Origin of the sequence: Alteromonas sp. D210916BOD_24 (genome assembly GCF_047159385.1) — a bacterium.
Taxonomy (GTDB): domain Bacteria; phylum Pseudomonadota; class Gammaproteobacteria; order Enterobacterales; family Alteromonadaceae; genus Alteromonas.
Genome location: NZ_AP038333.1, coordinates 2,631,239 through 2,655,873, shown reverse-complemented (window position 1 = coordinate 2,655,873; position 24,635 = coordinate 2,631,239). Strand labels below are relative to the sequence as shown.

The 24,635-nt window shown below is 45.4% G+C and carries 19 protein-coding genes and 3 tRNA genes; 18 read left to right on the top strand and 4 right to left on the bottom strand.

Annotation, left to right across the window (positions count from 1 at the left end):
- The first annotated feature begins 3 nt into the window (after positions 1 to 3).
- The 6 genes from ACMCM8_RS11565 (at position 4) to ACMCM8_RS11540 (ending at position 6,357) form a co-directional block, all read left to right on the top strand.
- Positions 4 to 495, top strand: coding sequence for a chemotaxis protein CheW (locus ACMCM8_RS11565; RefSeq protein ID WP_412722769.1), 492 nt, complete (start codon positions 4 to 6; stop codon positions 493 to 495).
- Positions 496 to 558: 63 nt separating this feature from the next.
- Positions 559 to 993, top strand: coding sequence for a DUF2802 domain-containing protein (locus ACMCM8_RS11560; RefSeq protein ID WP_412722768.1), 435 nt, complete (start codon positions 559 to 561; stop codon positions 991 to 993).
- A gap of 102 nt (positions 994 to 1,095) precedes the next feature.
- On the top strand, positions 1,096 to 2,034 hold the full coding sequence (gene metA / locus ACMCM8_RS11555) for a homoserine O-succinyltransferase MetA (protein ID WP_412722767.1): 939 nt from the start codon (positions 1,096 to 1,098) through the stop codon (positions 2,032 to 2,034).
- Positions 2,035 to 2,037: 3 nt separating this feature from the next.
- On the top strand, positions 2,038 to 3,105 hold the full coding sequence (locus tag ACMCM8_RS11550) for a homocysteine S-methyltransferase family protein (RefSeq protein WP_412722766.1): 1,068 nt from the start codon (positions 2,038 to 2,040) through the stop codon (positions 3,103 to 3,105).
- Between the two features lie 9 nt (positions 3,106 to 3,114).
- Positions 3,115 to 5,739, top strand: coding sequence for a methionine synthase (metH, locus tag ACMCM8_RS11545; RefSeq protein WP_412722765.1), 2,625 nt, complete (start codon positions 3,115 to 3,117; stop codon positions 5,737 to 5,739).
- A gap of 27 nt (positions 5,740 to 5,766) precedes the next feature.
- Positions 5,767 to 6,357 carry a DUF938 domain-containing protein gene (locus ACMCM8_RS11540; protein WP_412727700.1) on the top strand — a complete coding sequence of 197 codons (591 nt, stop codon included), beginning with the start codon at positions 5,767 to 5,769 and terminating at the stop codon, positions 6,355 to 6,357.
- A 121-nt stretch (positions 6,358 to 6,478) separates the two neighbouring features.
- Here the strand turns inward: ACMCM8_RS11540 and ACMCM8_RS11535 are convergent, their stop codons facing one another.
- A complete protein-coding gene (locus ACMCM8_RS11535; protein ID WP_412722764.1) occupies positions 6,479 to 7,366 on the bottom strand; it encodes a LysR family transcriptional regulator in 888 nt (295 codons plus the stop codon).
- A 76-nt stretch (positions 7,367 to 7,442) separates the two neighbouring features.
- The gene (locus tag ACMCM8_RS11530; protein ID WP_412722763.1) at positions 7,443 to 8,399 is read right to left on the bottom strand and encodes a hydrogen peroxide-inducible genes activator; all 957 of its coding nucleotides are present in this window, start codon (positions 8,397 to 8,399) and stop codon (positions 7,443 to 7,445) included.
- A 158-nt stretch (positions 8,400 to 8,557) separates the two neighbouring features.
- On the opposite strand from ACMCM8_RS11530, the gene ACMCM8_RS11525 reads away from it, so the two are divergent.
- From ACMCM8_RS11525 to ACMCM8_RS11515, 3 genes are all read left to right on the top strand, one after another.
- On the top strand, positions 8,558 to 9,211 hold the full coding sequence (locus ACMCM8_RS11525; RefSeq protein ID WP_412722762.1) for a carbonic anhydrase: 654 nt from the start codon (positions 8,558 to 8,560) through the stop codon (positions 9,209 to 9,211).
- 11 nt (positions 9,212 to 9,222) lie between these two features.
- Positions 9,223 to 10,860, top strand: coding sequence for a SulP family inorganic anion transporter (locus ACMCM8_RS11520; RefSeq protein ID WP_412722761.1), 1,638 nt, complete (start codon positions 9,223 to 9,225; stop codon positions 10,858 to 10,860).
- 198 nt (positions 10,861 to 11,058) lie between these two features.
- Positions 11,059 to 13,482 (top strand): TonB-dependent receptor domain-containing protein, encoded by a 2,424-nt coding sequence (locus ACMCM8_RS11515; protein WP_412722760.1) that lies wholly within the window; start codon positions 11,059 to 11,061, stop codon positions 13,480 to 13,482.
- A 398-nt stretch (positions 13,483 to 13,880) separates the two neighbouring features.
- On the opposite strand, the gene ACMCM8_RS11510 is transcribed toward ACMCM8_RS11515, so the two are convergent.
- Together ACMCM8_RS11510 and ACMCM8_RS11505 are read right to left on the bottom strand one after the other, a co-directional pair.
- Positions 13,881 to 15,953, bottom strand: a complete 2,073-nt coding sequence (locus ACMCM8_RS11510) for a M13 family metallopeptidase (protein ID WP_412722759.1) — start codon at positions 15,951 to 15,953, stop codon at positions 13,881 to 13,883.
- Positions 15,943 to 17,199, bottom strand: coding sequence for a GNAT family N-acetyltransferase (locus ACMCM8_RS11505; RefSeq protein ID WP_412722758.1), 1,257 nt, complete (start codon positions 17,197 to 17,199; stop codon positions 15,943 to 15,945). The genes ACMCM8_RS11510 and ACMCM8_RS11505 overlap by 11 nt, the downstream gene beginning before the upstream one ends.
- Positions 17,200 to 17,318: 119 nt before the next feature.
- Between ACMCM8_RS11505 and ACMCM8_RS11500 the strand changes: the two genes are divergently transcribed.
- From ACMCM8_RS11500 to oadA, 9 genes are all read left to right on the top strand, one after another.
- Complete coding sequence (locus ACMCM8_RS11500; RefSeq protein WP_412722757.1) at positions 17,319 to 17,768, top strand: regulatory protein RecX; 450 nt, start codon at positions 17,319 to 17,321, stop codon at positions 17,766 to 17,768.
- 243 nt (positions 17,769 to 18,011) lie between these two features.
- The gene (alaS, locus tag ACMCM8_RS11495; protein ID WP_412722756.1) at positions 18,012 to 20,609 is read left to right on the top strand and encodes an alanine--tRNA ligase; all 2,598 of its coding nucleotides are present in this window, start codon (positions 18,012 to 18,014) and stop codon (positions 20,607 to 20,609) included.
- A gap of 133 nt (positions 20,610 to 20,742) precedes the next feature.
- On the top strand, positions 20,743 to 20,934 hold the full coding sequence (csrA, locus tag ACMCM8_RS11490; RefSeq protein WP_032094439.1) for a carbon storage regulator CsrA: 192 nt from the start codon (positions 20,743 to 20,745) through the stop codon (positions 20,932 to 20,934).
- Between the two features lie 350 nt (positions 20,935 to 21,284).
- Positions 21,285 to 21,376 (top strand) — tRNA-Ser (locus ACMCM8_RS11485).
- A gap of 39 nt (positions 21,377 to 21,415) precedes the next feature.
- Positions 21,416 to 21,492: transfer RNA gene (locus tag ACMCM8_RS11480), tRNA-Arg, on the top strand.
- Between the two features lie 53 nt (positions 21,493 to 21,545).
- Positions 21,546 to 21,622 (top strand) — tRNA-Arg (locus ACMCM8_RS11475).
- Between the two features lie 182 nt (positions 21,623 to 21,804).
- On the top strand, positions 21,805 to 22,281 hold the full coding sequence (locus tag ACMCM8_RS11470; protein ID WP_412722755.1) for an acyl-CoA thioesterase: 477 nt from the start codon (positions 21,805 to 21,807) through the stop codon (positions 22,279 to 22,281).
- Between the two features lie 273 nt (positions 22,282 to 22,554).
- Positions 22,555 to 22,821, top strand: a complete 267-nt coding sequence (locus ACMCM8_RS11465; protein ID WP_412722754.1) for an OadG family protein — start codon at positions 22,555 to 22,557, stop codon at positions 22,819 to 22,821.
- A gap of 14 nt (positions 22,822 to 22,835) precedes the next feature.
- Positions 22,836 to 24,632, top strand: a complete 1,797-nt coding sequence (gene oadA, locus ACMCM8_RS11460; protein WP_412722753.1) for a sodium-extruding oxaloacetate decarboxylase subunit alpha — start codon at positions 22,836 to 22,838, stop codon at positions 24,630 to 24,632.
- The last annotated feature ends 3 nt before the right edge of the window (positions 24,633 to 24,635 follow it).

Here is a 24,635-nt window from a genome sequence, read left to right as displayed (position 1 = left end):
TTCATGAGCGACAAAAGTACAAACAACAACGCCACCGACAGTAACGACGAGGTCCTTCAATGGGTTACGTATCGCTTAGGTGAAGAAACTTACGGTATTAACGTAATGCAAGTGCAAGAAGTATTGCGTTATACCGAAATAGCCCCAGTACCTGGTGCACCAGATTATGTGCTAGGTATTATTAATCTTCGCGGGAACGTCGTCACGGTTATCGATACCCGTGCTCGATTCGGATTGCCGCCCACAGAAATTACCGATAACACGCGTATCGTAATTATCGAGTCTGATGAGCAGGTAGTTGGTATTCTGGTCGACAGCGTTGCTGAGGTGGTATACCTAAGATCTTCCGAAATCGACAGTGCGCCAAATGTGGGCACTGAGGAAAGCGCCAAGTTTATTCAAGGCGTCAGCAACCGAGATGGTGAACTACTCATCCTTGTCGATTTGAATAAATTACTTAGCGATGAAGAGTGGGACGAGTTAAGTAATATCTAATGTGTAGTAAAGGCATTGATGGTATTTTCAATGCCTTTATTATTTCTCCAAAGGTTTTAGCTCATGGAATGGCAGTTAGTAGCGCCTACCTTAATCGAATTGGTATTGCTTTTTACCGTCTGCATACTTCTTATTGCAGTGGGTGTGCTTAACGCCAAATTAAAAGCGCTTAAAGCCAGTCAAGACACCCTTCATACTACTTTCAATGCCGAACTTGGGCGCATAGAATCCCTAGCAAAGAACGCCAACCACCAACAATCAGAAGCACAAGCGAGAAGTTTAGTGATTACTCGTCATTTGCAAACACTTGATGAAAAGCAAAGCGACATTGAGAGTCAGTTACGCGAACTTAAAATGCAAGATCCTTCCCTTCGCCTTTACCAACGCGCCGCTGAACTGGTTAAACAAGGTGCAACGATTGACGAAATCATTGAGGCTTGTGACATCCCTCGTGCCGAAGCAGAGATGCTAATGATGGTACATCGGCAAAGCAAATAGGTTTCTCCCAAAAAAACGTTTAGACGTCTAGACGTAAAGATGTTGACATATTGCCAGTTATAGACACAATACAGGCATAGTGTTTATTTCTTGGAGCCATCGATGCCAATCCGTATTCCTGAGCAACTGCCCGCCCAGAATGTGCTACTGGGTGAAAATATTTTCACCATGGACATGGATAGAGCGTCCAATCAGGACATCCGTCCCTTGGAAGTGGGCATTCTTAATCTCATGCCAAATAAAATAGAAACGGAAGTGCAGTTATTGCGCTTACTTTCTAATACGCCGTTGCAGATCAATGTCGATCTTATCCGCATAGACAACCAGGCGCCTAAGAATACACCTCAATCTCACATGGACGCGTTCTATCATGACTTTTCCAGTGTGGCTAACAAGAAATACGATGGGCTTATTGTGACAGGTGCGCCCCTTGCATTGATAGACTACGAAGAAGTGAAGTACTGGGACACCATGACCACGATACTTGAATGGGCACAACGTCATGTCAATTCTACGCTTTATTTGTGCTGGGCTGCCCATGCGGCTATGTATCATTTTTACGGCATTACCCGGCAGTTAAGAGACGAAAAATTTTCAGGAGTGTATCGACACCATGTTAATGATCCCCACAATGAACTCTTGCGCGGATTTGACCCAGTGTTCTATGCGCCTCATTCTCGCTACGGACATATCGATACCTCGCAATACAACAGTGTTGAGGGACTAACCGTTGTAGCAGAGTCAGATGAAGTGGGCGCATACGTGGTGGCGTCTGAAGACAAGCGTATGGTGTTTGTAACCGGCCATCCAGAATACGATCCTGATACACTTAAAGACGAATATTTAAGAGATATTGCCGCAGGCCAGACACCGGCAATTCCTAAAAATTATTTTGAAAACGACGATCCGTCCCAGCCGCCTGTAGTGCAGTGGCGTTCTCATGGTAGTTTGTTATTTACCAATTGGCTAAACTACTACGTTTACCAGACCACTCCTTACGACTTAAATCAGCTAGCTGAAAAATCACAGCCAAAGAGGTAACACGTGAGTCAAAATACAGATTCAAGCGCTCAAGCAATACTTACTGAAGCTGCCCAACAACGTATTCTCATATTGGACGGCGCCATGGGCACTATGATCCAGCGCTACAAGTTGGAAGAAGCCGATTATCGCGGAGAACAATTTGCTGACTGGCATTGTGATGTGAAGGGGAACAACGATTTGTTGGTGCTCACTCAGCCCCAGATTATCTATCAAATTCACTGTGATTACTTCGTTGCTGGGGCAGATATTATCGAAACTAATACGTTTAATGCCACCAGCATCGCGATGGCAGACTACGATATGCAAGCCCAGTCACGGGACATTAACTTAGCGGCAGCACGCTTAGCGCGCAAAGCGGCGGATGAATTCACGGCGAAAACACCTCAAAAGCCGCGATTTGTCGCGGGTGTACTCGGCCCGACAAACCGCACGGCGTCAATTTCTCCCGATGTCAATGATCCCGGTAAACGCAATGTCACCTTCGATGAACTGGTAGAGGCCTATCGCGAGTCAACGCATGCGCTTATAGAAGGCGGTGTAGACCTCATCATGCTAGAAACCATCTTTGACACGCTAAATGCCAAAGCGGCGGCGTATGCCGTAGAATCGGTGTTTGAAGAAATCGGTAAAACACTGCCGGTAATGGTCTCTGGAACCATTACCGATGCGTCGGGGCGCACGTTGTCAGGGCAAACCGCTGAAGCTTTTTATTATTCCATGCGTCATATCAATCCCTTCTCGTTTGGTCTTAACTGTGCCCTTGGGCCAGACTTATTGCGCCAATATGTAGATGAAATCGCTGCAATCAGTGAATGTTTAGTATCTGCGCACCCCAATGCAGGTTTACCCAATGAATTCGGAGAATATGACATGGACGGGCCTGAGATGGCTTCCCACATTAAAGAATGGGCAGAATCTGGGCTGGTGAATATTGTAGGGGGGTGTTGTGGAAGTACGCCTGAGCATATTCGAAAAATTGCTGAAGCCGTAGAGGGTATACCACCGCGAAAAGTACCTCAGTTTGAACCCAAAATGCGTCTGTCAGGCCTAGAGCCGTTTGTACACTAGGAGAGACTAATGAGCGCAGAATTTTCTACTTTTATTAATATCGGTGAGCGCACTAATGTCACGGGCTCAGCACGATTTAAACGCCTTATTCTTGAAGGTGATTACGAAACAGCACTTGATGTGGCACGACAACAGGTTGAAAGCGGTGCCCAAATCATCGATATCAACATGGATGAAGCCATGCTTGACTCCAAGCAGGCCATGATCACTTTCTTAAACCTCATTGCGTCTGAGCCAGATATTAGCCGTGTGCCTATTATGATTGATTCCTCTAAATGGGAGATCATTGAAGCTGGACTGAAATGTGTGCAGGGCAAAGCCATTGTAAACTCCATTAGTTTAAAAGAAGGGGAAGCGCAGTTTTTAAGTCAGGCTAAACAAATTAAACGTTTTGGCGCGGCCACAGTGGTGATGGCCTTTGATGAAAAAGGACAGGCAGATACACAAGCACGCAAAGTTGAGATATGTCAGCGAAGCTATCGATTACTTACCGAGAAAGTAGGTTTTCCGCCAGAAGACATTATTTTTGACCCTAATATTTTTGCCGTGGCCACAGGCATTGAAGAGCATGACAACTACGCTGTCGATTTTATCGAAGCTACGCGGATTATTCGTCAGACTTGCCCTTATTCTCATATTTCTGGTGGGCTTTCGAACATTTCGTTTTCATTCCGCGGTAACAACCCGGTGCGCGAAGCCATGCATTCCGTGTTTCTCTATCACGCCATACGCGCTGGGATGGACATGGCAATTGTCAATGCCGGCCAGCTTGAAGTGTATGACGAAATTCCTGAAGCGCTGAGGGAAGCGGTAGAGGATGTTATTTTAAACAGGCGAAGTGACGCGACAGAACGCTTGTTGGATATTGCCCCAGATTACCAGGGAGATGGTAAAGCTGCGGTTAAGGAAGACTTGAGTTGGCGCGAGCAGGATGTAAACAAACGCCTTGAACACGCCTTAGTAAAAGGGATTACGGACTACATTATCGAGGATACTGAAGAAGCCAGATTGCAAGCTCAGCGTCCCCTTCATGTCATTGAAGGACCCTTGATGGACGGTATGAATGTCGTGGGGGATCTCTTCGGGGAAGGTAAAATGTTCCTTCCTCAAGTGGTGAAGTCGGCACGGGTAATGAAAAAAGCCGTGGCGCACCTGCAGCCCTATATCGAAGCTGAGAAATCAGACGATGCCAAAAGTAATGGTAAAATTTTGTTGGCCACGGTAAAAGGCGATGTTCACGACATAGGCAAGAACATTGTGGGCGTGGTGCTGCAGTGTAATAATTTTGAAGTTATTGATTTAGGCGTGATGGTGCCGGCAGCCACCATTTTGCAGGTCGCCAAAGACGAGCAGGTTGATATGATTGGTCTGTCTGGACTTATCACGCCGTCACTGGATGAAATGGTCCACGTTGCAAAAGAAATGGAGCGCCAGCATTTCGATATTCCTTTGCTTATCGGTGGGGCGACCACATCCAAGGCACATACTGCGGTTAAAATAGAGCAAAATTATCATGCTCCGGTTGCCTATGTGCCTAACGCCAGTCGCGCAGTAGGGGTATGTCAACGTTTGTTGAATAAAGCATCTCGCGATATTTACGCACAGGAACTGGCTAAAGAATACGATACAGTAAGAGAACAGCACGCCCGTAAGAAGCCGCGTAGCAAGCCGGTAACATTGAGCGAGGCACGCGCGAATGGCTTTGTGGCTAATTTTTCAAACGCTCCGGTAAAACCCAAAGTACTTGGCGTTACGCCCGTAAGCGCAGATATTGCGACCTTGCGCAATTACATCGATTGGACACCGTTCTTCTTAACCTGGTCATTGGCGGGCAAATATCCACGCATACTGCAAGATGATGTGGTAGGTGAACAAGCAAAGACCTTGTTTGAAGATGCTAATGCCATGCTCGATAACATTATTGCTAATGGCTCATTAAAAGCGAAGGGAGTAATTGGCTTGTTTCCAGCTAATCGCCTTGGTGACGATATCGAGATTTATACTGATGAGTCTCGCCAACAGGTGCAAGGCGTTTCACATCACTTGCGCCAGCAAACCCTAAAAGACAAATTTGCCAACTATTGTCTGGCAGATTTTGTAGCCGAAAAAGACAGCGGTATCGACGATTATATAGGGGCCTTTGCGGTAACTGGGGGGATTGGCGAAGACGAGTTGGCTGACAGCTATATTCAAGCTGGTGATGATTACAACGGTATTATGGTCAAAGCCGTTGCTGATAGGCTCGCAGAGGCGTTTGCGGAGTATTTACACGAGCAGGTACGTAGACACTATTGGGGCTATGCCCCAGACGAAGCGTTGGATAACGACGCGCTTATTCGTGAAAAGTACCAAGGTGTAAGACCGGCTCCAGGTTATGCTGCGTGTCCTGAACACACCGAAAAGCAATTGATTTGGGACTTGTTATCAGTACAGTCGCATACTGGGATGACGTTAACTGAGAGTTATGCCATGTGGCCTGGAGCATCTGTTTCCGGATGGTATTTTGCACACCCTGAAGCCAAATATTTTGCCGTTGCGAAAATTCAAGGGGATCAAATGGAAGATTACGCTAAACGCAAAGGGTGGACATTAGAAGAAGCGCAAAAATGGTTAGGACCAAACTTAAACGACTAACGAAAAAAGTGTTTTTATATGAATGCAATGCACAGCGATAAACCGTTTAGTCAGGCGTGTGAAAACAATAAGCGGCCCATACTGGCAGTGCTAGAGAAAGCATTTAGCCATACCAGCGAAGTGTTAGAAATTGGCAGTGGCACAGGGCAGCATGCGGCGTTTTTTGCACAGCACTTGCCTCATCTGATTTGGCATACCAGTGATCAGCCCCACTATCACAGTGGTATTGATCGCTGGTTAGATGATGCCAAGTTGCCTAACGCGCGACGGCCTATAACGTTTAAGGTTGGCGAAGATAATTTTCCAACTATTTCTGTTGATGCCGTGTATACGGCTAACACAGCGCATATTATGCAACGGGATGAAGTGGCATTGATGATGAAACTCATCGCCCAACATTTACCCACTAACGGCGTTTTTTGTCAGTATGGTCCATTTACCGTAAACGGTGAGTTCAATTCAAGTAGCAATCGGGACTTTCATCACCAGTTGATTGCGCAAGGCTATGGCGGCTACCGGGATGTAGAAGAGCTTGTTTCATGGTCACCCGATTTGGTACTTGACGAGATTATCGCCATGCCTGCAAACAATTCCATGTTGGTGTGGCACAGACGCTAATCTTTCTGATTGTCATTAATCACGGCAAAGTAGAATAGTAAAATACCCATGCTGCGATTACATATCACGACAAACTTTTGTACTGATGCGTAAAGGCCCTCTCTGTGCCTAGGTATGTCACTTAACCAGAATGGGTAAGGGCAAGTTGTATAAAGGCATCAACGAAGCCAGTGATTTCAGTGGATTTTCTATGGCCTAAATAGAGTGTTTTTGCAATTCCACTTTTCCCCAGTGAGCGGCATTCAAACAAATGCTTTTCTTTCGCTTCTGTTACCAGCCATTTGGGCAGTGCTGTGACGCCTCGGCCCGCTGCCACCATTTGCAAAATAATCTCTGTGGTCTCTATCGTTTTGTGTTGTTTGACCGTGCAGTTAGACGGGGTTAAAAAGTGAGAAAATATATCCAGTCGACTGCGCTCAACCGGGTAAGTGATAAGAACTTCATTGGCCAGGTCATCGGGCGTGATAAATTCTTTTTCCGTTAAGGGGTGTGCATTGTGCATCACCAATACCTGTTCATATTCGAATACAGGTGTATAAGTAATGGTATCAAGTGACAAGGGGTCAGGGGTGAGTAAGATATCAATATCGTAACCGTGTAGTGCCTGAAGGCCACCAAAGGAAAAGGCCCGTCGCACATCAACATCGACATCGGGAAAGGTTTTTAAAAACGGCGCAACTACCTTTAAAAGCCATTCAAAACACGGATAACACTCCATGCCTATCCGTAAAATCCCTTGTTTACCCTCAGCAAAGCGTCTCAACTGTGCTTCAGTATGTTCAAATTGAGGTAATACACGCTGAGCTAAACCCAGAACGCTGCGTCCCGCTTGTGTAAGTGTCAAACGCCGACCTTCTTTTTCCCATAGTTGAACATCGAAGTGGGTCTCCAACTTTTTCATCGCATGGCTGAGCGCCGATTGAGTAAGAAACAGTGACTTGGCTGCTTCTGTCATAGTCCCTTCAGTGTCGATGGCTTTTATAATCCGCAAGTGCTGTCTTTCAATCATAATGTATGAGTCATTTTCATGCTATCTATACAATGTAGCAGATTTATTCATATAGTGTGTGTTACTATTTTTAATGTTAGGCAGTGCCAGTTGAATCCACTATGGTCACCGCATCTGACAGTCTGTCGGCAATAATTTCTTTGATGATGACGGAGATGTCTCGAAAGGTTTTTCGTCCAGGTGCCGTATTTCGCCATGCTAAGGCGTGTTGTCGTTCTATTGGCATATTCGCAATCTCACAGACGTGGAGGGCTTCAGGTTTGTGTAGCTCAGAATGGATATAAAGCCCAGGCAGAAAGGCGACGCCCATACCCATTACCACCATCTGTCGCAAGGTATCCAAACTAGTGCCCTCGTAATCTCGCTGAAGGTCTGCACCAATCTCGTCACATATACGTTGCACCTGATGATGGAAATGATGTCTATCTTCCAATGTAAGCACTTTTTCGCCACTGATGTCTTGTGGACGAACATATGCATTGCCCGCCAACCTGTGATCCGATGGAGTAACAAATTTAAGAGGCTCTTTGAACAAAGGTTGAGTGATGAGTTGTGAGTTTTCACCCGAGAGCGGAGAGAGGATCAAGTCGTATTCTCCTCTTAACAGCCCGTGTTGTAACGCATTTGGCGCGCCTTCCCTAACATAGAAACGCAAACCGGGCTTACGTTTGTGTAAATCGGGTAGCACAAAGGGGAGAAGGTACGGCCCCAATGTAGGCGGAATGCCTAAGCGAAAAGTCACTACGTCGCCTTCTGATAGATCCCGTGCAATTTCACTAAACCTTTGGGAGGCCTGTAACACCTCTTCAGCAGCACCAAGTAAAGCTTTGCCTTGAGGTGACAACAACGTACCTGTTCTAGACCGCTCAAACAGGGTGAGTTCCAATGTATTTTCAAGGGCACTAATTTGACTGGTCAGAGTAGGCTGGCTTATGCCTAGGATCCCTGCCGCCTGACGGAAACTTAAGTACTTTGCTACTGCGACAAAGTAGCGGATTTGGTTAAACGACGGGGTTTTACCGTTAAGTTGCATGGTGTGATCTCTATTCTCTTACTAAGCTTAGGTAAAGGGATATTTCTTATGTGATAGTAAATAGCTATCGCGAGTTGGTATATTAAACTATTAATCTATCAGGTGACACTGGCGTAAGCAGCTAAACATTATAATTATTACATTTATGGGAGTATTTTATGGATCACGTTATTTCAGGTGTTGCTAAATTTCAGAAGGAAGTGTACCCGAATAAAAAGGCAACGTTTCAAAAGCTGGCTAACGGACAAAATCCAGAGGTTCTTTTTATCACGTGTTCAGATTCGCGCATTGACCCTAACCTAGTTACGCAAACCGGCCCGGGTGAATTATTTATTTGCCGTAATGCGGGTAACATTGTTCCGCCACATAGTAATCAAACGGGTGGTATGACAGCATCTATCGAATTCGCGGTAGCGGCGTTAGGTGTATCTCATATTGTACTTTGTGGTCATACTGATTGTGGTGCAATGAAAGGTGCCATTAACCCAGAAGGTTTAGACTCTCTTCCCCACGTTAAAGAGTGGCTTGGGCATTGTCGCGTTGCCACGGAAGTGGTTAAAGAGCGCTGTGGCCATTCAGAACTATCAATGGATGACTTAGAAGCGGTCACCAAAGAAAACGTTGTTCAGCAAATTCAACACTTACGCACCCACCCTGCAGTAGCAGCAAAAATTGCTACAGGTCAGGTGAAACTCCACGGTTGGGTATACAACATCGGCTCAGGTGAAGTGCTTTGTTACAACGAAAAGAGCGGTGAGTTTGAAGCCATGGATCAATCGGCTGCAGAAGCGCAACTTTCGCGTCCGGAATAAGGCGAAATACTATGCTTAATATTAATCTTACGAATTTACGTGGTGACTTTACCGGTGGTTTGACCGCCGGTATCGTGGCACTACCTTTAGCATTGGCGCTGGGGGTGGCTTCAGGTTTAGGGCCTATGGCTGGGCTTTACGGCGCAATAGCGGTAGGCTTCTTTGCGGCGCTGTTTGGCGGTACTCCCGCACAGATCTCTGGTCCAACAGGCCCCATGGTAGTTGTACTGGCGGGTTTATTTGCAAGTTTGTCTGGTGATGCCAGCTTGATTTTTACCGCGGTAATACTCGCAGGTATCTTTCAGATAATCTTCGGTTTCCTTGGTGTTGGCCAGTACATAAGACTGGTACCATACCCTGTTATTTCAGGTTTCATGTCTGGCATTGGTGCCATTATCATTATTTTGCAAATAGGTCGTTTGTTAGGACATGAGCCTCCTGGAGGGACGATTGGTGCGCTAACTTATTTACCTACTGCATTAGCCGATATTGATTTTGCTACGCTAGCCCTCGGATTGGGTACACTGGTTATTGCCTATAAATGGCCTCCTTTCCTTGGTAAATTTGTTCCGGGTGCATTGGCGGCATTGATAATAGGCACGTTAGTCAGTTTGGCGCTTTCAGTACCTGTGTTAGGCGATATTCCTACAGGGCTACCGAGTTTACACCTTCCTGTGTTTGAGCAGAGTAAAGCACTGCTTATTCTAGAAGCGGCGTTTATTCTTGCCGTGCTAGGTGCCATTGATAGTTTATTAACTTCATTAGTGGCTGATAACATGACCAGAACTCGCCATGACAGTAACAAAGAGCTTATTGGTCAGGGTATTGGTAATACCTTCGCAGGATTAATCGGTGGTATTGCTGGTGCGGGTGCAACCATGCGTACGGTGGTAAACATTCGCAGTGGCGGTAAATACAACCTTTCTGGAATGGTTCACGCTTTAGTACTACTTGCTATTGTATTGGGCCTTAGCCCACTGGCATCGCAAATTCCCCATGCGGTTTTGGCTGGTATTTTGGTTAAAGTGGGCTTAGATATCATTGACTGGAGCTATTTGAAGCGAGCTCACAAAGGTCCTCGCTGGGATTTTGCGTTGATGTTGACCGTGCTTGGCCTAACAGTGTTTGTTGATCTCATTACTGCTGTAGGCGTGGGTGTGGTATTTGCTGCCCTTGCTTATGTAAAACAAATTGCGCAGTTGCAAATTGATGAGCTTAACAATATTCCTGAAACCTTGGACGATCCGAAAGACAACGAGCTACTTGAGTCATTAAAAGGCAAAGTATCAATCTTTAGTTTTGGTGGTCCTTTGAGCTTTGGTGCAGCCGCTGATTTGGGTCACCATGTTCGTGAGAGTGTGAGACCGGGAAGTCGGTTTACTATCTTAGACTTCTCACGCGTGCCTGCTATGGACGTATCCGCTGCCATGGCTGTTGATACAGTCACGTCTGATGCGTTAGCTGCGGGACGACAGCTTATTATATGCGGAGCGAATGAAGCGGTTAATAAGGTACTCGAAGGTGTTAATGAAGCTCATCCGGGAATTCCTAATTTCGCTACACTACACGAAGCGCTGCTTTATGCAAAAAAGCAAGTAGCCGGAACTGAAAGCAAACACCCTCGTTTTCAAGCCGCAACACAGTCTTAAAGCATTAAAAGGCATTCCTTTCTAGCCCTCCTTTGAGAGGGCTTTTTTATGCTTCTTTAACACTAATTGTGTGAGCTAGTTTAATGCTAATTAGCCCCCATGATTTAGGTCATTGATTATTCAATTAAACTTAACCCATCTGTAACATTGCTTCCCTAAGGTAGTGGCCAAATAACACACAACCTTTATGGAACACTCATGTACACATTTAATAAATTATCGCTCGCAGTCACCACTGCACTTTCCTTAGTCAGTCTGTCATCACCTGTGTTGGCAAATGGTGAAGTCTCATCTGATGAGGAGCGAATTGAAGAAATAACCGTAGTAGGCAGAAGCGTGTCTTACGCCAACAACGCCACCAGCGAAGATATGTTCAAGCAACAAGCGAACCTAAGTAGCGTACTGGCTGCGGTGGATAATTTACCTGGTGTGCTAATTAATGAAGGCGATACCTTTGGCGCTGACGATTGGTCTACCTCTATAGTGATCCGAGGTTTTCAGGTCAATCTGAATGAGCAACAAATTGGAATGACAATTGACGGAATAGCCAATGGGAATTCTAATTATGGAGGAGGGGCAAAAGCCAACCGTTACATTGATACACAAAATGTGCGAGCCGTCGAAGTATCACAGGGAACAGCAGATATTGCTTCGCGCTCTCACGAGGCTTTAGGTGGAACACTGAATTTTACCACCATTAACCCGTCGACAGAGCAAGGTCTCATAACCAGCATCACCGCTGGCGAATTCGATGCGTCTAAATACTATCTTCGATATGAAACGGGCGAAATTTTTACCAATACTTACGCATGGATAAGCCTTTCAAGTCAGGAAAGCTCAGACTTTATGCAACAAGTGGCGGAAAATACCCGAGACCACCTTGCGATGAAATTTGTTTCCACGTTGGATAAGGTTTCGCTGTCTGGATATTTGTCTTACGACGATACCCACGAAGACAACTATCAGCGTATTTATGGGTTAAGCCAATATGAACAGAACCCAGATTGGGATCAACTTACCAGTGAATGGACAGGCGTTCCCTATCAGGATCAAGCGTATCGCAGAGGTTGGTCAACATTGCGTGAAAATCTATTTGCATACCTACAAGCCGATTTTTCACTGGGTGCAATGGATGTCACTGTTAATGGCTATTATCACGATAATCAGGGACGAGGGGATTGGGTACCGCCGTATATCGTTGATGTATCTAATGATGGAGCATCGGGGCATTCAGAGCTAGTCAATGGGAATACGGTCTTTGGCGGTGCTGCACTTGGACAAATTTACTTTGTGGACAGAAATGGCAACCAACTGAGTCCAATAGATGGGTGTGTAAGCTCACTGACATTCCCATATGGCGGCGCGGGGGCACACTATGACCCAGCTTGCTATGAACAAGGCGCTATCCCTGTGGGTTCCTATCGCCACACCCATTACGACAAGCAGCGTATCGGGCTTAATGCTGATGCTGTTTGGTACACTAAGTTGGGAGAGTATGACAATACACTGCGTTTCGGATTGTGGTGGGAAGATTATGAACGAGATGAGTCTCGTGATTGGCATAAAATAACTGACTCTACAATCAGCTATGATTTCAATTATGCCCCTTATTGGGTGCAATATGACAGAACTTTCCCTGTAGATACACTGATGTATTACATAGAAGATGAGCTTGACATGGAAATTGTACGCCTTCGCGTAGGCGCCAAAAAGTTTAATGTTGATATCGCCAAGTCAGATAACTTTGATACGGACAATAATCTCGATGTAAATAGCGATTCCGATACATTGTTTTCGGCAGGGGTGGTGGCGCCATTACCCATTGACGGGTTAGAAGTTTTTGCGGGATACGGTGAGAACTTTGCCGCTATTAAAGATGCGCAATTAGAGCGTGATGATACGGATCTGCGTTTTATTAAACCAGAAACCGCTGACAACATTGACGTTGGCCTTCGCTATTCATCGCAGGGGTTCAATGCCAGCGTGACCTACTACAACATTGAATTTAACGACCGTATCCAGTTTACCAGTAATGAAACGGTGAGCGGAATAGATTTTCTTGAAGCCGCGGCTGGGGGATATCGCAACGTTGGTGGTATTCAATCAGATGGAGTGGAAATCTCAGCAGATATAAAACTCACTGATGCGCTCTCACTTTTTACTTCTATTACCATTAGTGAATCAGAATATGTGGCAACCATAGGTTCCACAGGTACTCAATACGAGTCATTAGCGCAGGCTGAGGCTGCCATTGCGGATCAAAGTAACCCTGAGACAAGCTTAGTTGCAATTGAGGGAAATACAGTAATTGGTACACCGGATACCATGGCTGTAGTGAGCTTAGATTGGGCTCAGGATAATTATTTTGCAGGGATATCGACTAAATATGTCGACAGTCGATTCCTTGACATAAATAACAGTGCAATGGTTGACGATTACCTAGTAAGTGATTTGTATCTGGGAGGCTTCATTGACAACATTGGGCAAGGCGTTAAATCACTTGAGCTACGCCTAACAGTGAATAATCTATTTGATGAAAGTTACGCGTCCACGATTGCCCCAGGCGCTTTTTGGATAGGTGCTCCTCGAGCTGTAGCACTCAATGCTCAGGTAGTATTTTAAACGAGCAATCAGGCTTGCGGTGGGGAAGGCCTGCCGCAAGTACTGCGTCCAACGCTTGGTTTAACGGTTGGGCATTGTTATTGGGCTCTGTAGTGTTGCATTACTTCCAAAGTATTAAATGCAACCACTTAGCGCGTTATTCAACTTATAGATACGGTCAACTATGGCCTAACGAGTAAGGTAAACACGGCTACCTAACTGGCCTTAATTGACCTTTGTCGACCTTTAAGGATTGAGGTATACCACCGGAAGTGTGAGAAACGGCAATTTTGCTGATGCTAGCCTACATGTGAAACAATACGTGGTTAATAGTAATACTTAATATTAAATAGCAAAAAAGGCGTAAGTAGGGTAGAACGGCTAGCCGAACTACCCAAACTTTTAAGCGTTACCTGTGATTACCAGATACGTACACGCTCTTCTGGCGGCAGGTAGAGTGCGTCACCTGGCTGCACGTTAAAGGCGTCGTACCACGCGTCATGGTTACGTGGCGCTTGAGCACGGAAACGTCCAGGCGCATGTGTTCCAGCGCGAAGTTGGTTAAGCATGCTTTCTTCAGTGCGTTTTTCTTTCCATACCTGTGCCCAAGCCAAGAAGAATCGCTGATCGCCAGTCAGGCCATCAATAACCGGTGCTTCCTCACCGTTTAGACTCAACTTATAAGCGTGATACGCCATAGCCAAGCCACCCACGTCACCGATGTTTTCGCCCAAACTGTTTCGGCCGTTCACGAAATTACCTTCAATTGGTTCGTATTGACTGTATTGCTCGGCCAACATATCCGCTTTTTCTTCAAACGCTGCACGATCGGCATCTGTCCACCAATTGCGCTGAATACCATTGGCATCAGATTTTGAGCCCTGGTCGTCAAACCCATGCCCCATCTCGTGACCAATGACTGCACCGATAGCACCGTAGTTAACGGCAGGATCGGCATTGGGGTCGAAAAATGGCGGTTGTAAGATTGCAGCCGGAAACACAATCTCGTTAAAAGAACTGTTGTAATACGCATTAACTCGTTGTGGCGTCATACCCCAGCGATTGCGGTCAGTTTTTTCCAACTCGCGAGCAACTGATTGGTCTTGGAAGAAAGTACGCAAGTTGCGAACATTACTTATCAGGTCTTGATCACTGACCGTTAGGCCGTCAAAGGATTGCCATTTATCGGGATACCCAATCTTGGGGTTGAATGCCATGAGTTTTTCCTTAGCATTCACCTTGGTTTCTTCACTCATCCAGTCCAGATTTTCAATTCGCTCGCCAAGCGCGGTACGCAAATTTTCAACCAGTTCCGCCATTTGGGCTTTCGAACTTTCAGGGAAGTACTCGTTGACGTAGATTTTACCTATAGCAAAACCCAACGACTCAGTACCTGACATTTGACTAACTGCGCGCTTCCAGCGTGGGCGTGGCTCTTGTTGGCCACTTAGTGTACGTCCAAAAAAGTCAAAATTGGCGAGATAGATATCTTCAGACAAAAATCCAGCGTTATTGGAAATGGTGTGGTACGTCAGATATGATTTCCAGTCTTCAAGATCTGCTTCGTTTATGATCGAGATAACCCCTTTCACTGGCTCAGGTTGAGTGATATTCAACTCTGGAATCTTATAGCCGGTTTGTGCAAAGTAGGTATCCCAATCAAATCCAGGGTATTCGTCAGAAAGTTTACTACGCTCTATTTGATTTAGCGTTAAATCGCGGTCGCGACGTTTTTCCCGTGGCCATTGCACTTCTGCAATTTTAGTCTCAAGCGCCAAAATATTTGCGGCTTTCTGCCCTGCATTCTCAACGCCTGCAAAGTTTAACATCTGTTCGATGTGAGTCACGTACGCTTCTCTTATTTTTACAAAGCGTTCACTGTCGCTTAAGTAGTAATCGCGATCAGGTAGACCCAATCCGCCCACACCGACACTTAATTGATACTCATTAGGATCTAAACGGTTGTACCACATGCCTCCGCCAATAGGTGTGCTTGAGCCAAGTAACCAGCTTTTGCCAAATACCGCAGTTAAATCGGTTTTATTTTCGATATTGTCAATAGTAGTAAGAACATCTTGAATCGGTGAAATACCTTTAGCATTAATCGTATCGGTATCCATATACGCGACGAAAAAGTCGTGTACTAATTGCTCTTCAGCATTTAGTGATTCTTTTTCCATTAAGCCGTCAATAATATTTTTAACCTGTTCTTCGCTGCGCTCTGCTAGCCCAGTAAATGCGCCGTAGCGGGTTTTATCAGCCGGTAGCTCATAATTGTCATACCAGGTTCCACTGGCATACATAAAGAAATCGTCACCGGGCTTTATTGCTTCGTTACGCGCAGTAAGGTCAACGCCAAATGACCCAAGCTCGGCTTCGCCTTTGTTCTCAGTGACTTGCGCAGTCGTTTGCTCTTTAGCCTGTTCGGGCTGTCCACAGCCAGCTAGGCCTAATGATGCCGCAATTGCCACGGCAAGGAGTTTATGTTTCATAAGTTTTCTCGTTGTAATAATGCGTGTCGTCGTCAGGTGATGTGACACTGGTCGTTTTCAAAGTAGGCACAAATTTCATGTTAAACGGTAAAGCATTCCGTGCCTGATTAAAATAGTTTGTCATGTGCCGTTTTTCTTGCTGTAAAAAGTGCGCAACAGCCTGATGAAAACGCCGATCACATAGTTTGTGTTTTGAACGACAGTAGACAGGTTCAAAACCACGTAAGATTTTGTGCTCACCCTGGGTACCTGGGTTAAATAGCGGGAGCTGTTGTTTAATCGCAAAGGCAATACCTTCGAAATAACAGCAGCCGAAGTGAAGACCACTTATTTCTTTTACACTTCCCCAATATCGTCCATATAGACCCGTCCCGTCGTAGAAGAAAATTGCACTGGCGACGGGAGTGTCATACTCGAAAGCAGTGACGATAAGTATGTTTTCGCTCATTTTAGCAATGAGCTTCTCAAAAAATACCGCATTTAAATAGCCTTCATGCCCACTTCGCTTCAAATAAGTGGCTTGGTAGCATTTAATAAAAAAAGCCAGTGTAGTTGGATCAATTGCATTACCCGTTTTGTGAGAATACCGAATGCCTTTTTCACTGTGGGTACGTCTAAGCTTCTTAATTTCTTTTCGTTTGCGTGATGTTAGAGCAGCTAAGAAATCGTTGAAATCGGTATAATCATAGTTGTGCCACTGAAACTGCACCGAATACCTCTCAAGAAAGCCACTGTTTTCAGGCAGTGATGTGATTGTGTCGGCATCAGGGAAAAGCCAGTGGAAAGAGGACAAATGTGCACCGTAAACACTAAAAACATAATGTGTGATGGTATGTTCAATGTCTTCTATTAAAGCGCTATCTATACACGTATTGGGATGGGTGAGAATACGTGGCCCCGTCACTGGCGTGAAGGGGATGGCGGCTATCCACTTGGGGTAATAGTCTACTCCGTGTTGATGGTAAGCATTTGCCCAAGCGTGGTCAAAGACGTATTCACCGTAACTATGGGTTTTCAGGTAGCCTGGTATTACGATAGCGGGCTGAGTTTTTATCTCTAGTTTGTCTGCTTTGTAAACCACTATATGGCAGGGAATCCATCCGGTTTTGTCACCGCAACACCCGCTTTCTTCCATGGCAGAAAGAAAGTCGTAGGCTAAGAAAGGACCTGCGTCTTTGACAAGCGAATTCCAGTGCTCTTTTGGCAAGTCGCTTATTTGGTCAATTACTCTTATTTTATAATCCATTGCTTTCACGCAAATCAGTCAACCCCTATAGATAATTCCCCACGAAGGCTGCGACTTTGAATAATTGCGGTTAAAATACCATTTTTTTTACGAATAGAAAAAAGAGTCAGTATATCAACATGTCAGATTTCGACAGAAAAATCATTACCGACGCGATTACGCGCATGCTGGCACGACGAGAGCATAGCTACAATGAAATTGTACGCAAATTAACGCAAAAGGGCATAGAAAGAGGGGCTTTTATCCCCATATTAGAAGAATTCAGGGAAGCTGATATTCAAAGTGATTGCCGCTTTGCTGAAAGCAGAGCGAGGGCACTTTTTATGAAAGGCAAAGGTCCCCGCGCGATCAAGCTTGATATGCAGCAATATGGTATAGAGGAATCTATCGCAGATCAGGCATTGCAAGCGTTAGCACCCGATTGGTTTGAAAGTGCCCGGTCGGTAAAAGAGAAAAAGTTTGGCAGTTTTATTGAGAAAGACTTTGCGTTATTGCAAAAGCAAAAACAGTTTTTGCTATACCGGGGGTTTTATCAGGAACACATCGAATATGCGGTTAAAGGCGATTGATTGTGTGAATACCCATTATTTTATGCCCATTTTAAAAATTTTCATGGCAACTACAGGTCCTGAGGCTTAACAAAAAAGCGCTAACCATGGTATTGTTGCGCAAATTTGTGTGCATCGCATTTATCAAGTAGATCTCACTGCCTGTGGCGACTTTAGGTTGTGCTTGTGCAACTTGAACCTGAGATACTGACCAACACGTTAATTGCACTCTTCGTTAATAGATTAAAGGAAGTTAGGTTTTCAATGACATTATCTACTGCTGACTTACGTAACAAGTTTATCGATTATTTTAAAAACCATGGCCATCAAGCCGTGGCAAGCTCGTCACTGGTACCAGCAGATGATCCCACGCTTCTTTTTACCAATGCCGGAATGAATCAATTTAAAGATACATTTTTAGGCGCAGAAAAGCGCAGTTATACCCGAGCTGTATCATCTCAGCGTTGCGTGCGTGCTGGTGGTAAGCACAACGATCTGGAAAATGTAGGCTATACCGCTCGTCACCATACCTTCTTTGAAATGTTAGGTAACTTTAGTTTTGGCGACTACTTTAAAAAAGAAGCGATAGAATTAGCTTGGAACTTTCTCACCAAAGAAGTCGGCTTACCTGCAGAAAAGCTATTGGTAACGGTTTACTCTGAAGATGATGAGGCTTTTGGCATTTGGGAAAACCACATCGGTGTACCAAAAGAGAAAATTATCCGTATCAGCACATCAGATAACTTCTGGTCGATGGGGGATACCGGCCCTTGTGGACCGTGTTCAGAGATTTTCTATGATCACGGCGAACATATTTGGGGCGGGCCGCCGGGAACACCTGAAGAAGACGGCGATCGCTTTATTGAAATTTGGAACCTGGTATTCATGCAGTTTAATAAACAGGCTGACGGTACCATGGAACCTCTGCCAAAGCCTTCTATTGATACTGGCATGGGGCTGGAACGTATTTCGGCAATTTTGCAGAACGTGCATAGCAACTATGAGATTGATTTGTTCCAAAATTTAATTAAGTCGGCTGCCAATATTGTGGGTACTGACGATCTAGAGAACAAATCGTTACGGGTTATTGCGGATCACATCCGTTCATGTAGCTTCCTGATCTGTGATGGTGTGATGCCCACAAATGAAGGGCGTGGGTACGTGCTTCGCCGAATCATTCGCCGTGCGGTACGTCATGGCTATAAACTCGGTGCAAACGATATTTTCTTCTACAAGTTGGTTGCGTCACTCGCCAAGGAAATGGGAGATGCCTATCCTGAACTTGTCGATCAGCTCCCTGTTATCGAAAAAGTACTGCGCGTTGAAGAAGAACAATTTAGTAAAACACTGGCACGTGGTATGGCGATGCTAAACGAGACCTTGGAAGGGCTTGAAGGCGATACCATTCCCGGGGATGTGGTGTTTAAATTGTACGATACCTATGGATTCCCTACCGATTTAACCAATGATGTGGCTCGCGAGCACGACCTTAAAATAGATGAAGCGGGCTTTGAGGCGGCCATGCAAGCACAACGCGCGCGTGCGCAGCAAGCCAGTAATTTCGGTGCTGATTACAACAACAAGCTTGCAGTTGATCATCAAACAGCCTTTACCGGCTACACTGATGTGGAAGGTCAGGCTAACGTGGTTGAGCTGATTGCGAATAACGCCTTTGTCGAAAAACTGGAAGACGGCCAAGAAGGCGTCGTGGTACTAGATAGTACGCCGTTTTATGCCGAAAGTGGCGGTCAAGCAGGCGATAAAGGGGTACTTCGTGTCGCCAATGGTGAGTTCATCGTTACCGACACGCAAAAAATGGGTAATGCCTTTGCTCATAAAGGTGTCGTTAAAGGCTCGGTAGCGAAAGGTGATACTGTTACTGCTGCCATAGACTCAGCAAACCGTGAAGCAATTAAGAAGAATCACAGTGCAACACATTTACTTCACGCCGCACTTCGCGAAATATTAGGCGAGCATGTAACGCAGAAAGGGTCGTTGGTAGAAGCCCCTCGTTTGCGCTTTGACTTTTCGCACTATGAAGCCGTAACGGCAGAGCAGTTAGCCGAAATTGAACGTCGTGTTAACCAGGAAATTCGCGCCAACCATTCTCTGGCCACAGAGTTGATGGAGCTGGAACAAGCTAAAGCGTCTGGCGCTATGGCGTTGTTTGGTGAAAAATACGACGAAAAAGTGCGGGTTGTAACAATGGGACCATTCTCTGTCGAACTTTGCGGTGGAACTCACGTCAATCGCACCGGTGATATTGGCTTATTCAAAATTACCAGTGAGGCGGGTATTGCCTCAGGTGTGCGCCGTATTGAAGCCGTCACTGGAGAGCAAGCCCTTGACGTTGTACAAGCACAACAGTCTACATTGTCTTCCCTATCATCTTTGCTGAAAACAGACAGCCAAAATGTGCTGGAACGCGTGACTGCTCTGCAAAATCAGACTAAAGAATTAGAAAAAGCGCTTAATTCTGCCAAACAAAAACTGGCGAGTCAGCAAGGGGCTGATATGCTTAGTAATGCGGTAGAAATAAACGGCGTAAAAGTACTGGTAGCTAATTTAGAAGGTGTGGAAGCCAAGTCATTGCGAGCAATGATGGACGACATTAAAAACCGAATTGGCGAAGGTATCGTAGTATTAGGTGTGGCTAACGACGCAAAAGTGAATTTAATTGCCGGCGTGACCAAAAACCTGACTAATAAGGTGAAGGCGGGTGAACTAGTCAACTTCGTTGCATCACAAGTAGGTGGCAAGGGCGGTGGTCGTCCTGACATGGCACAAGCGGGTGGTGACAAGCCTGAAAACTTAAGCCAAGCATTAGATTCGGTTAACGCTTGGTTGCAGGATAAGCTATAATTATTCCTGTATATAACAGTGGGTTTTTGAAGTGACGCAGAAACATGGAATCACTGTTGCTACCGTCGGGTCGTGCCGACGGGTTAGCAAACCTTAAAGGATATGTTCAGTATTAAGGAACAGGAGCAAGCGAATGCTTATTTTGACTCGTCGAGTTGGTGAAACGCTTATGGTTGGTGACGATGTGACCGTGACTGTACTAGGCGTAAAAGGGAATCAGGTACGTATTGGTGTGAACGCACCTAAAGAAGTTTCTGTGCACCGTGAAGAAATATATATGCGTATTCAGGCAGAGAAAGGCGGTCAGCCTGATTCTGCTGAATAAGCTTAATATCTACTTCATAGGAAAAGGTCGGCATTAGCTGGCCTTTTTTGTTTTTACAGTAGTACACGACGATATAGAGCCTGATGGCTATGGCTATGGCTATTCAGTAACGATTAATAGGAGCAGGGGATTTATTTAAACATCTTATTCTAGCAGTAAGATTAAATTGTACCCAAGTGGGTGTTCTGACGCAGTCGAATGGGAATACGAACGTGCCTGTAATTGTACGCCTGCTATACAAAATACCTTTTTTTTGAACGAATCGATTAAAATGCCAGCGAGTGAACAATTTCTTGATAAAAAAGGTTTGACTCACGCGGATGAATCCGTAAAATGCGCCCTGCACTTACGGAGAGGTGGGTGAGTGGCTGAAACCAGTTCCCTGCTAAGGAACCATACGCATATACGCGTATCGAGGGTTCGAATCCCTCCCTCTCCGCCATTATTCGTTGATAGTGGCGGTCAACAAAAAGTTTTTTGCGCGTGTGTAGCTCAGCTGGATAGAGTACCTGGCTACGAACCAGGCGGTCGGAGGTTCGAATCCTTCCACACGCGCCACTTGCTTTAAAGCGTCACCTTTTGAGATAATACTCGAAAGTTTACAAGTTAACGCGTGTGTAGCTCAGCTGGATAGAGTACCTGGCTACGAACCAGGCGGTCGGAGGTTCGAATCCTTCCACACGCGCCATATTAAAAAAACCCACCTCATTGAGGTGGGTTTTTTTATGCCTTCTTGTTCAGGGGAACCGACGAGAAGTGAGACAACTACCCCTACTTCCACATTGCCTTTCTACTTTTGTCTACACGCGCCGGTTAAATTTTCAACTACACTTAGAAGTGTTCTGAAATCTGTGAAAGTGAGAGGGAAAAATGACCCAACCATTAACCACATTTCGATTTCTCGCAGAGCCCACCGATGTTAATTTTGGCGGTAATGTGCATGGTGGCGTTGTCATGAAGTGGATTGACCAAGCCGCCTACGCTTGTGCGGCTCAGTGGTCTAAGTGCTATTGCGTGACAGTATCAGCTAATGGTATTCGCTTTATCAAACCTATAAAAGTCGGTCAGCTAGTTGAGATCAACGCCAGGTTGGTTCATACGGGCCAATCCAGCATGCATATCTATGTCGTTGTTACTTCAGGAAGTGCAACCGAAGGGACAATGACAGTAGCGAATCGATGTTTCATTACATTTATGGCTGTAGATAGTAACAGTCAGCCAGTCAACGTGCCTTCCTATCATCCTGAAAATGAAAAGCAATTGCAGCTAGAGCTTGTTGCCATGCATGCAAAGGATTTTGCTAAGCAATTGGATACTGATTTTAATGAGAATATGGGAATTCACTAAGCCTACAGGATTATTTCTTGATTAAGCGGCTTTATTTAGACCGAAACTTGTTCAACAAAGCTCGACACGCCCTAGATTAGGTTACATTAAAAATAAGATATTCAATGAAAATACCGATTTTGTGATAAATGTTGCAAATTTATTAGGAAAAACTGCATTTATTGGTGTTTATTGTCGGTAATTTCTGTTTTTTATGGATTTTTATTCTATTTTGTTGAGTTTTGAAAAGTCGCGTGATACTTATTCATCAACAGTGTATCACCCGGGTTGAATATGAATACAGAAACTGTCGGCAGTTTACTTTTAGAAGCCGCCTCTCTAATGCTAATAGGAATGGTCTTTGTTTTCTCATTTCTAGGCTTACTAATTATAGGAGTGCGACTTATTGCGCGTTTTTGTGAAGCTTACCCTGGTGAAAGCAGCGAACCCGCAAGCCAGAGGCCCCGCCAAAGCCAGGTTGTTCAACCTGGTGTAGATGGCAATGTCATTGCGGCCATCTCTGCAGCAATCCACACCCATCGTCATACTAAAAGCAAGTAAATTCAGGAGATCTCATGACTAAGCCCCTGGCCCTCACCGAGCTAGTTTTACGCGATGCCCATCAGTCGTTGTTGGCAACACGAATGCGTATTGAAGATATGTTGCCTATCGCCGAACAACTGGATAAAGCCGGATTTTGGTCTGTTGAGTCGTGGGGAGGGGCAACTTTTGACGCCTGTATCCGCTATTTGGGGGAAGATCCCTGGGAACGAATCAGAAAACTCAAAGCTGCCATGCCAAACACCAAACAGCAAATGTTGCTGCGAGGACAAAACTTACTAGGGTATCGTCATTATGCCGATGATGTTGTGACTCGCTTTGTCGAGCGTGCCCATGAAAATGGTGTTGATGTATTCAGAATATTTGATGCCATGAATGATATTCGAAACTTAAAAACGGCGGTTAAAGCGGCGATAGACACTGGGGCACATGCCCAAGGTACGATTTCCTATACAGTCAGCCCAGTACATAATTTGGCGCTTTGGCTTGAAATGGCCAAGCAGTTAGAAGACTTAGGAGTGCATTCGATCTGTATTAAAGATATGGCGGGGTTATTGAAGCCATATGAATGTGAGGCGCTTATCACGGGCTTAAAAGAGACGGTGAATGTACCAATTGCAATGCAATGTCATGCCACTACAGGACTCAGTACGGCAACCTATCAAAAGGCGATTGATGCAGGGATAGATATGCTTGATACGGCTATTTCTTCGATGAGCATGACCTATGGTCATAGCGCAACGGAAACCATTGTCTCTATTGTAGAAGGAACCGAAAGGGATACGGGTATTTCCCTTCCTCACTTGGAAGGGATCGCAAGCTATTTCAGAGAAGTGCGCAAAAAGTATCATCGTTTTGAAGGCAGCTTAAAAGGGGTTGACGCCAGAATTCTATTAGCACAAGTGCCAGGTGGCATGCTCACTAACATGGAAAGTCAGCTAAAAGAGCAAGGGGCGGAAGATAAATTTGAAGAAGTACTTAAGGAAATTCCTCGTGTACGCGAAGATTTAGGTTTTATTCCTTTAGTTACACCCACGTCACAGATAGTGGGCACCCAATCGGTACTAAACGTACTGACAGGTGAGCGATATAAAAGTATTACCAAAGAGACGGCGGGCGTCCTCAAGGGGGAATACGGAGCCACCGCTGCGCCCGTTAACCCGTCTCTTCAAGCGCGCGTGTTGGATGGCGATGCGCCTATAACCTGTCGACCAGCTGATAATATTGCTCCTGAATTAGACACACTGACCAGTGAGCTTGATGAATTGGCTCAGTCGAAAAAACTAGCTCTGTCTGACAATAAAATTGATGATGTACTCACCTATGCTTTGTTCCCTCAGATTGGTCTTAAGTTTTTAGAAAACCGCGGCAATCCTGACGCCTTTGAGCCAGCTCCAGGAATAGAAGACGCAGAACCGCAACCTACTACCAGTAAATCCCCAACGCCTTCGGTGTCTACAAGCACAAGAGAAACGTATGATGTCAATGTAGATGGGAGGTTATATAAGGTAGAGGTGGCCCCATCAGGCACCCTATCGAGTGTAACGCCTGTAGCTGAACAGCAACTTACACCGGCTACACAAAATACGTCAGCTGAAAGCACGTCTATCGAAGCGCCACTAGCAGGCAATGTGTTTAAAATATTAGTGCGAAATGGTGATACGGTCTCAGAAGGTGATGTTGTGATCATTCTTGAAGCAATGAAAATGGAAACAGAGATCCGCTCTGCGTGCAGTGGCAAAGTGACTGATGTCATGGTGGGTGAAGGCGATGCCGTTCGCAGTGGCCAACCTCTGATTGCACTGGGGTAATTC

Excerpts from the sequence above, each read along its gene's own strand:
- ACMCM8_RS11520 (WP_412722761.1), top strand. The coding sequence starts at position 9,223 with ATGCTTAATATTAATCTTACGAATTTACGTGGTGACTTTACCGGTGGT.
- ACMCM8_RS11500 (WP_412722757.1), top strand. The coding sequence starts at position 17,319 with ATGTCAGATTTCGACAGAAAAATCATTACCGACGCGATTACGCGCATG.
- oadA (WP_412722753.1), top strand. The coding sequence starts at position 22,836 with ATGACTAAGCCCCTGGCCCTCACCGAGCTAGTTTTACGCGATGCCCAT.
- ACMCM8_RS11535 (WP_412722764.1), bottom strand. The coding sequence starts at position 7,366 with ATGATTGAAAGACAGCACTTGCGGATTATAAAAGCCATCGACACTGAA.
- alaS (WP_412722756.1), top strand. The coding sequence starts at position 18,012 with ATGACATTATCTACTGCTGACTTACGTAACAAGTTTATCGATTATTTT.
- metH (WP_412722765.1), top strand. The coding sequence starts at position 3,115 with ATGAGCGCAGAATTTTCTACTTTTATTAATATCGGTGAGCGCACTAAT.
- ACMCM8_RS11525 (WP_412722762.1), top strand. The coding sequence starts at position 8,558 with ATGGATCACGTTATTTCAGGTGTTGCTAAATTTCAGAAGGAAGTGTAC.
- ACMCM8_RS11510 (WP_412722759.1), bottom strand. The coding sequence starts at position 15,953 with ATGAAACATAAACTCCTTGCCGTGGCAATTGCGGCATCATTAGGCCTA.
- ACMCM8_RS11530 (WP_412722763.1), bottom strand. The coding sequence starts at position 8,399 with ATGCAACTTAACGGTAAAACCCCGTCGTTTAACCAAATCCGCTACTTT.
- ACMCM8_RS11505 (WP_412722758.1), bottom strand. The coding sequence starts at position 17,199 with ATGGATTATAAAATAAGAGTAATTGACCAAATAAGCGACTTGCCAAAA.
- ACMCM8_RS11470 (WP_412722755.1), top strand. The coding sequence starts at position 21,805 with ATGACCCAACCATTAACCACATTTCGATTTCTCGCAGAGCCCACCGAT.
- ACMCM8_RS11515 (WP_412722760.1), top strand. The coding sequence starts at position 11,059 with ATGTACACATTTAATAAATTATCGCTCGCAGTCACCACTGCACTTTCC.
- csrA (WP_032094439.1), top strand. The coding sequence starts at position 20,743 with ATGCTTATTTTGACTCGTCGAGTTGGTGAAACGCTTATGGTTGGTGAC.
- ACMCM8_RS11540 (WP_412727700.1), top strand. The coding sequence starts at position 5,767 with ATGCACAGCGATAAACCGTTTAGTCAGGCGTGTGAAAACAATAAGCGG.
- ACMCM8_RS11560 (WP_412722768.1), top strand. The coding sequence starts at position 559 with ATGGAATGGCAGTTAGTAGCGCCTACCTTAATCGAATTGGTATTGCTT.
- metA (WP_412722767.1), top strand. The coding sequence starts at position 1,096 with ATGCCAATCCGTATTCCTGAGCAACTGCCCGCCCAGAATGTGCTACTG.
- ACMCM8_RS11465 (WP_412722754.1), top strand. The coding sequence starts at position 22,555 with ATGAATACAGAAACTGTCGGCAGTTTACTTTTAGAAGCCGCCTCTCTA.
- ACMCM8_RS11565 (WP_412722769.1), top strand. The coding sequence starts at position 4 with ATGAGCGACAAAAGTACAAACAACAACGCCACCGACAGTAACGACGAG.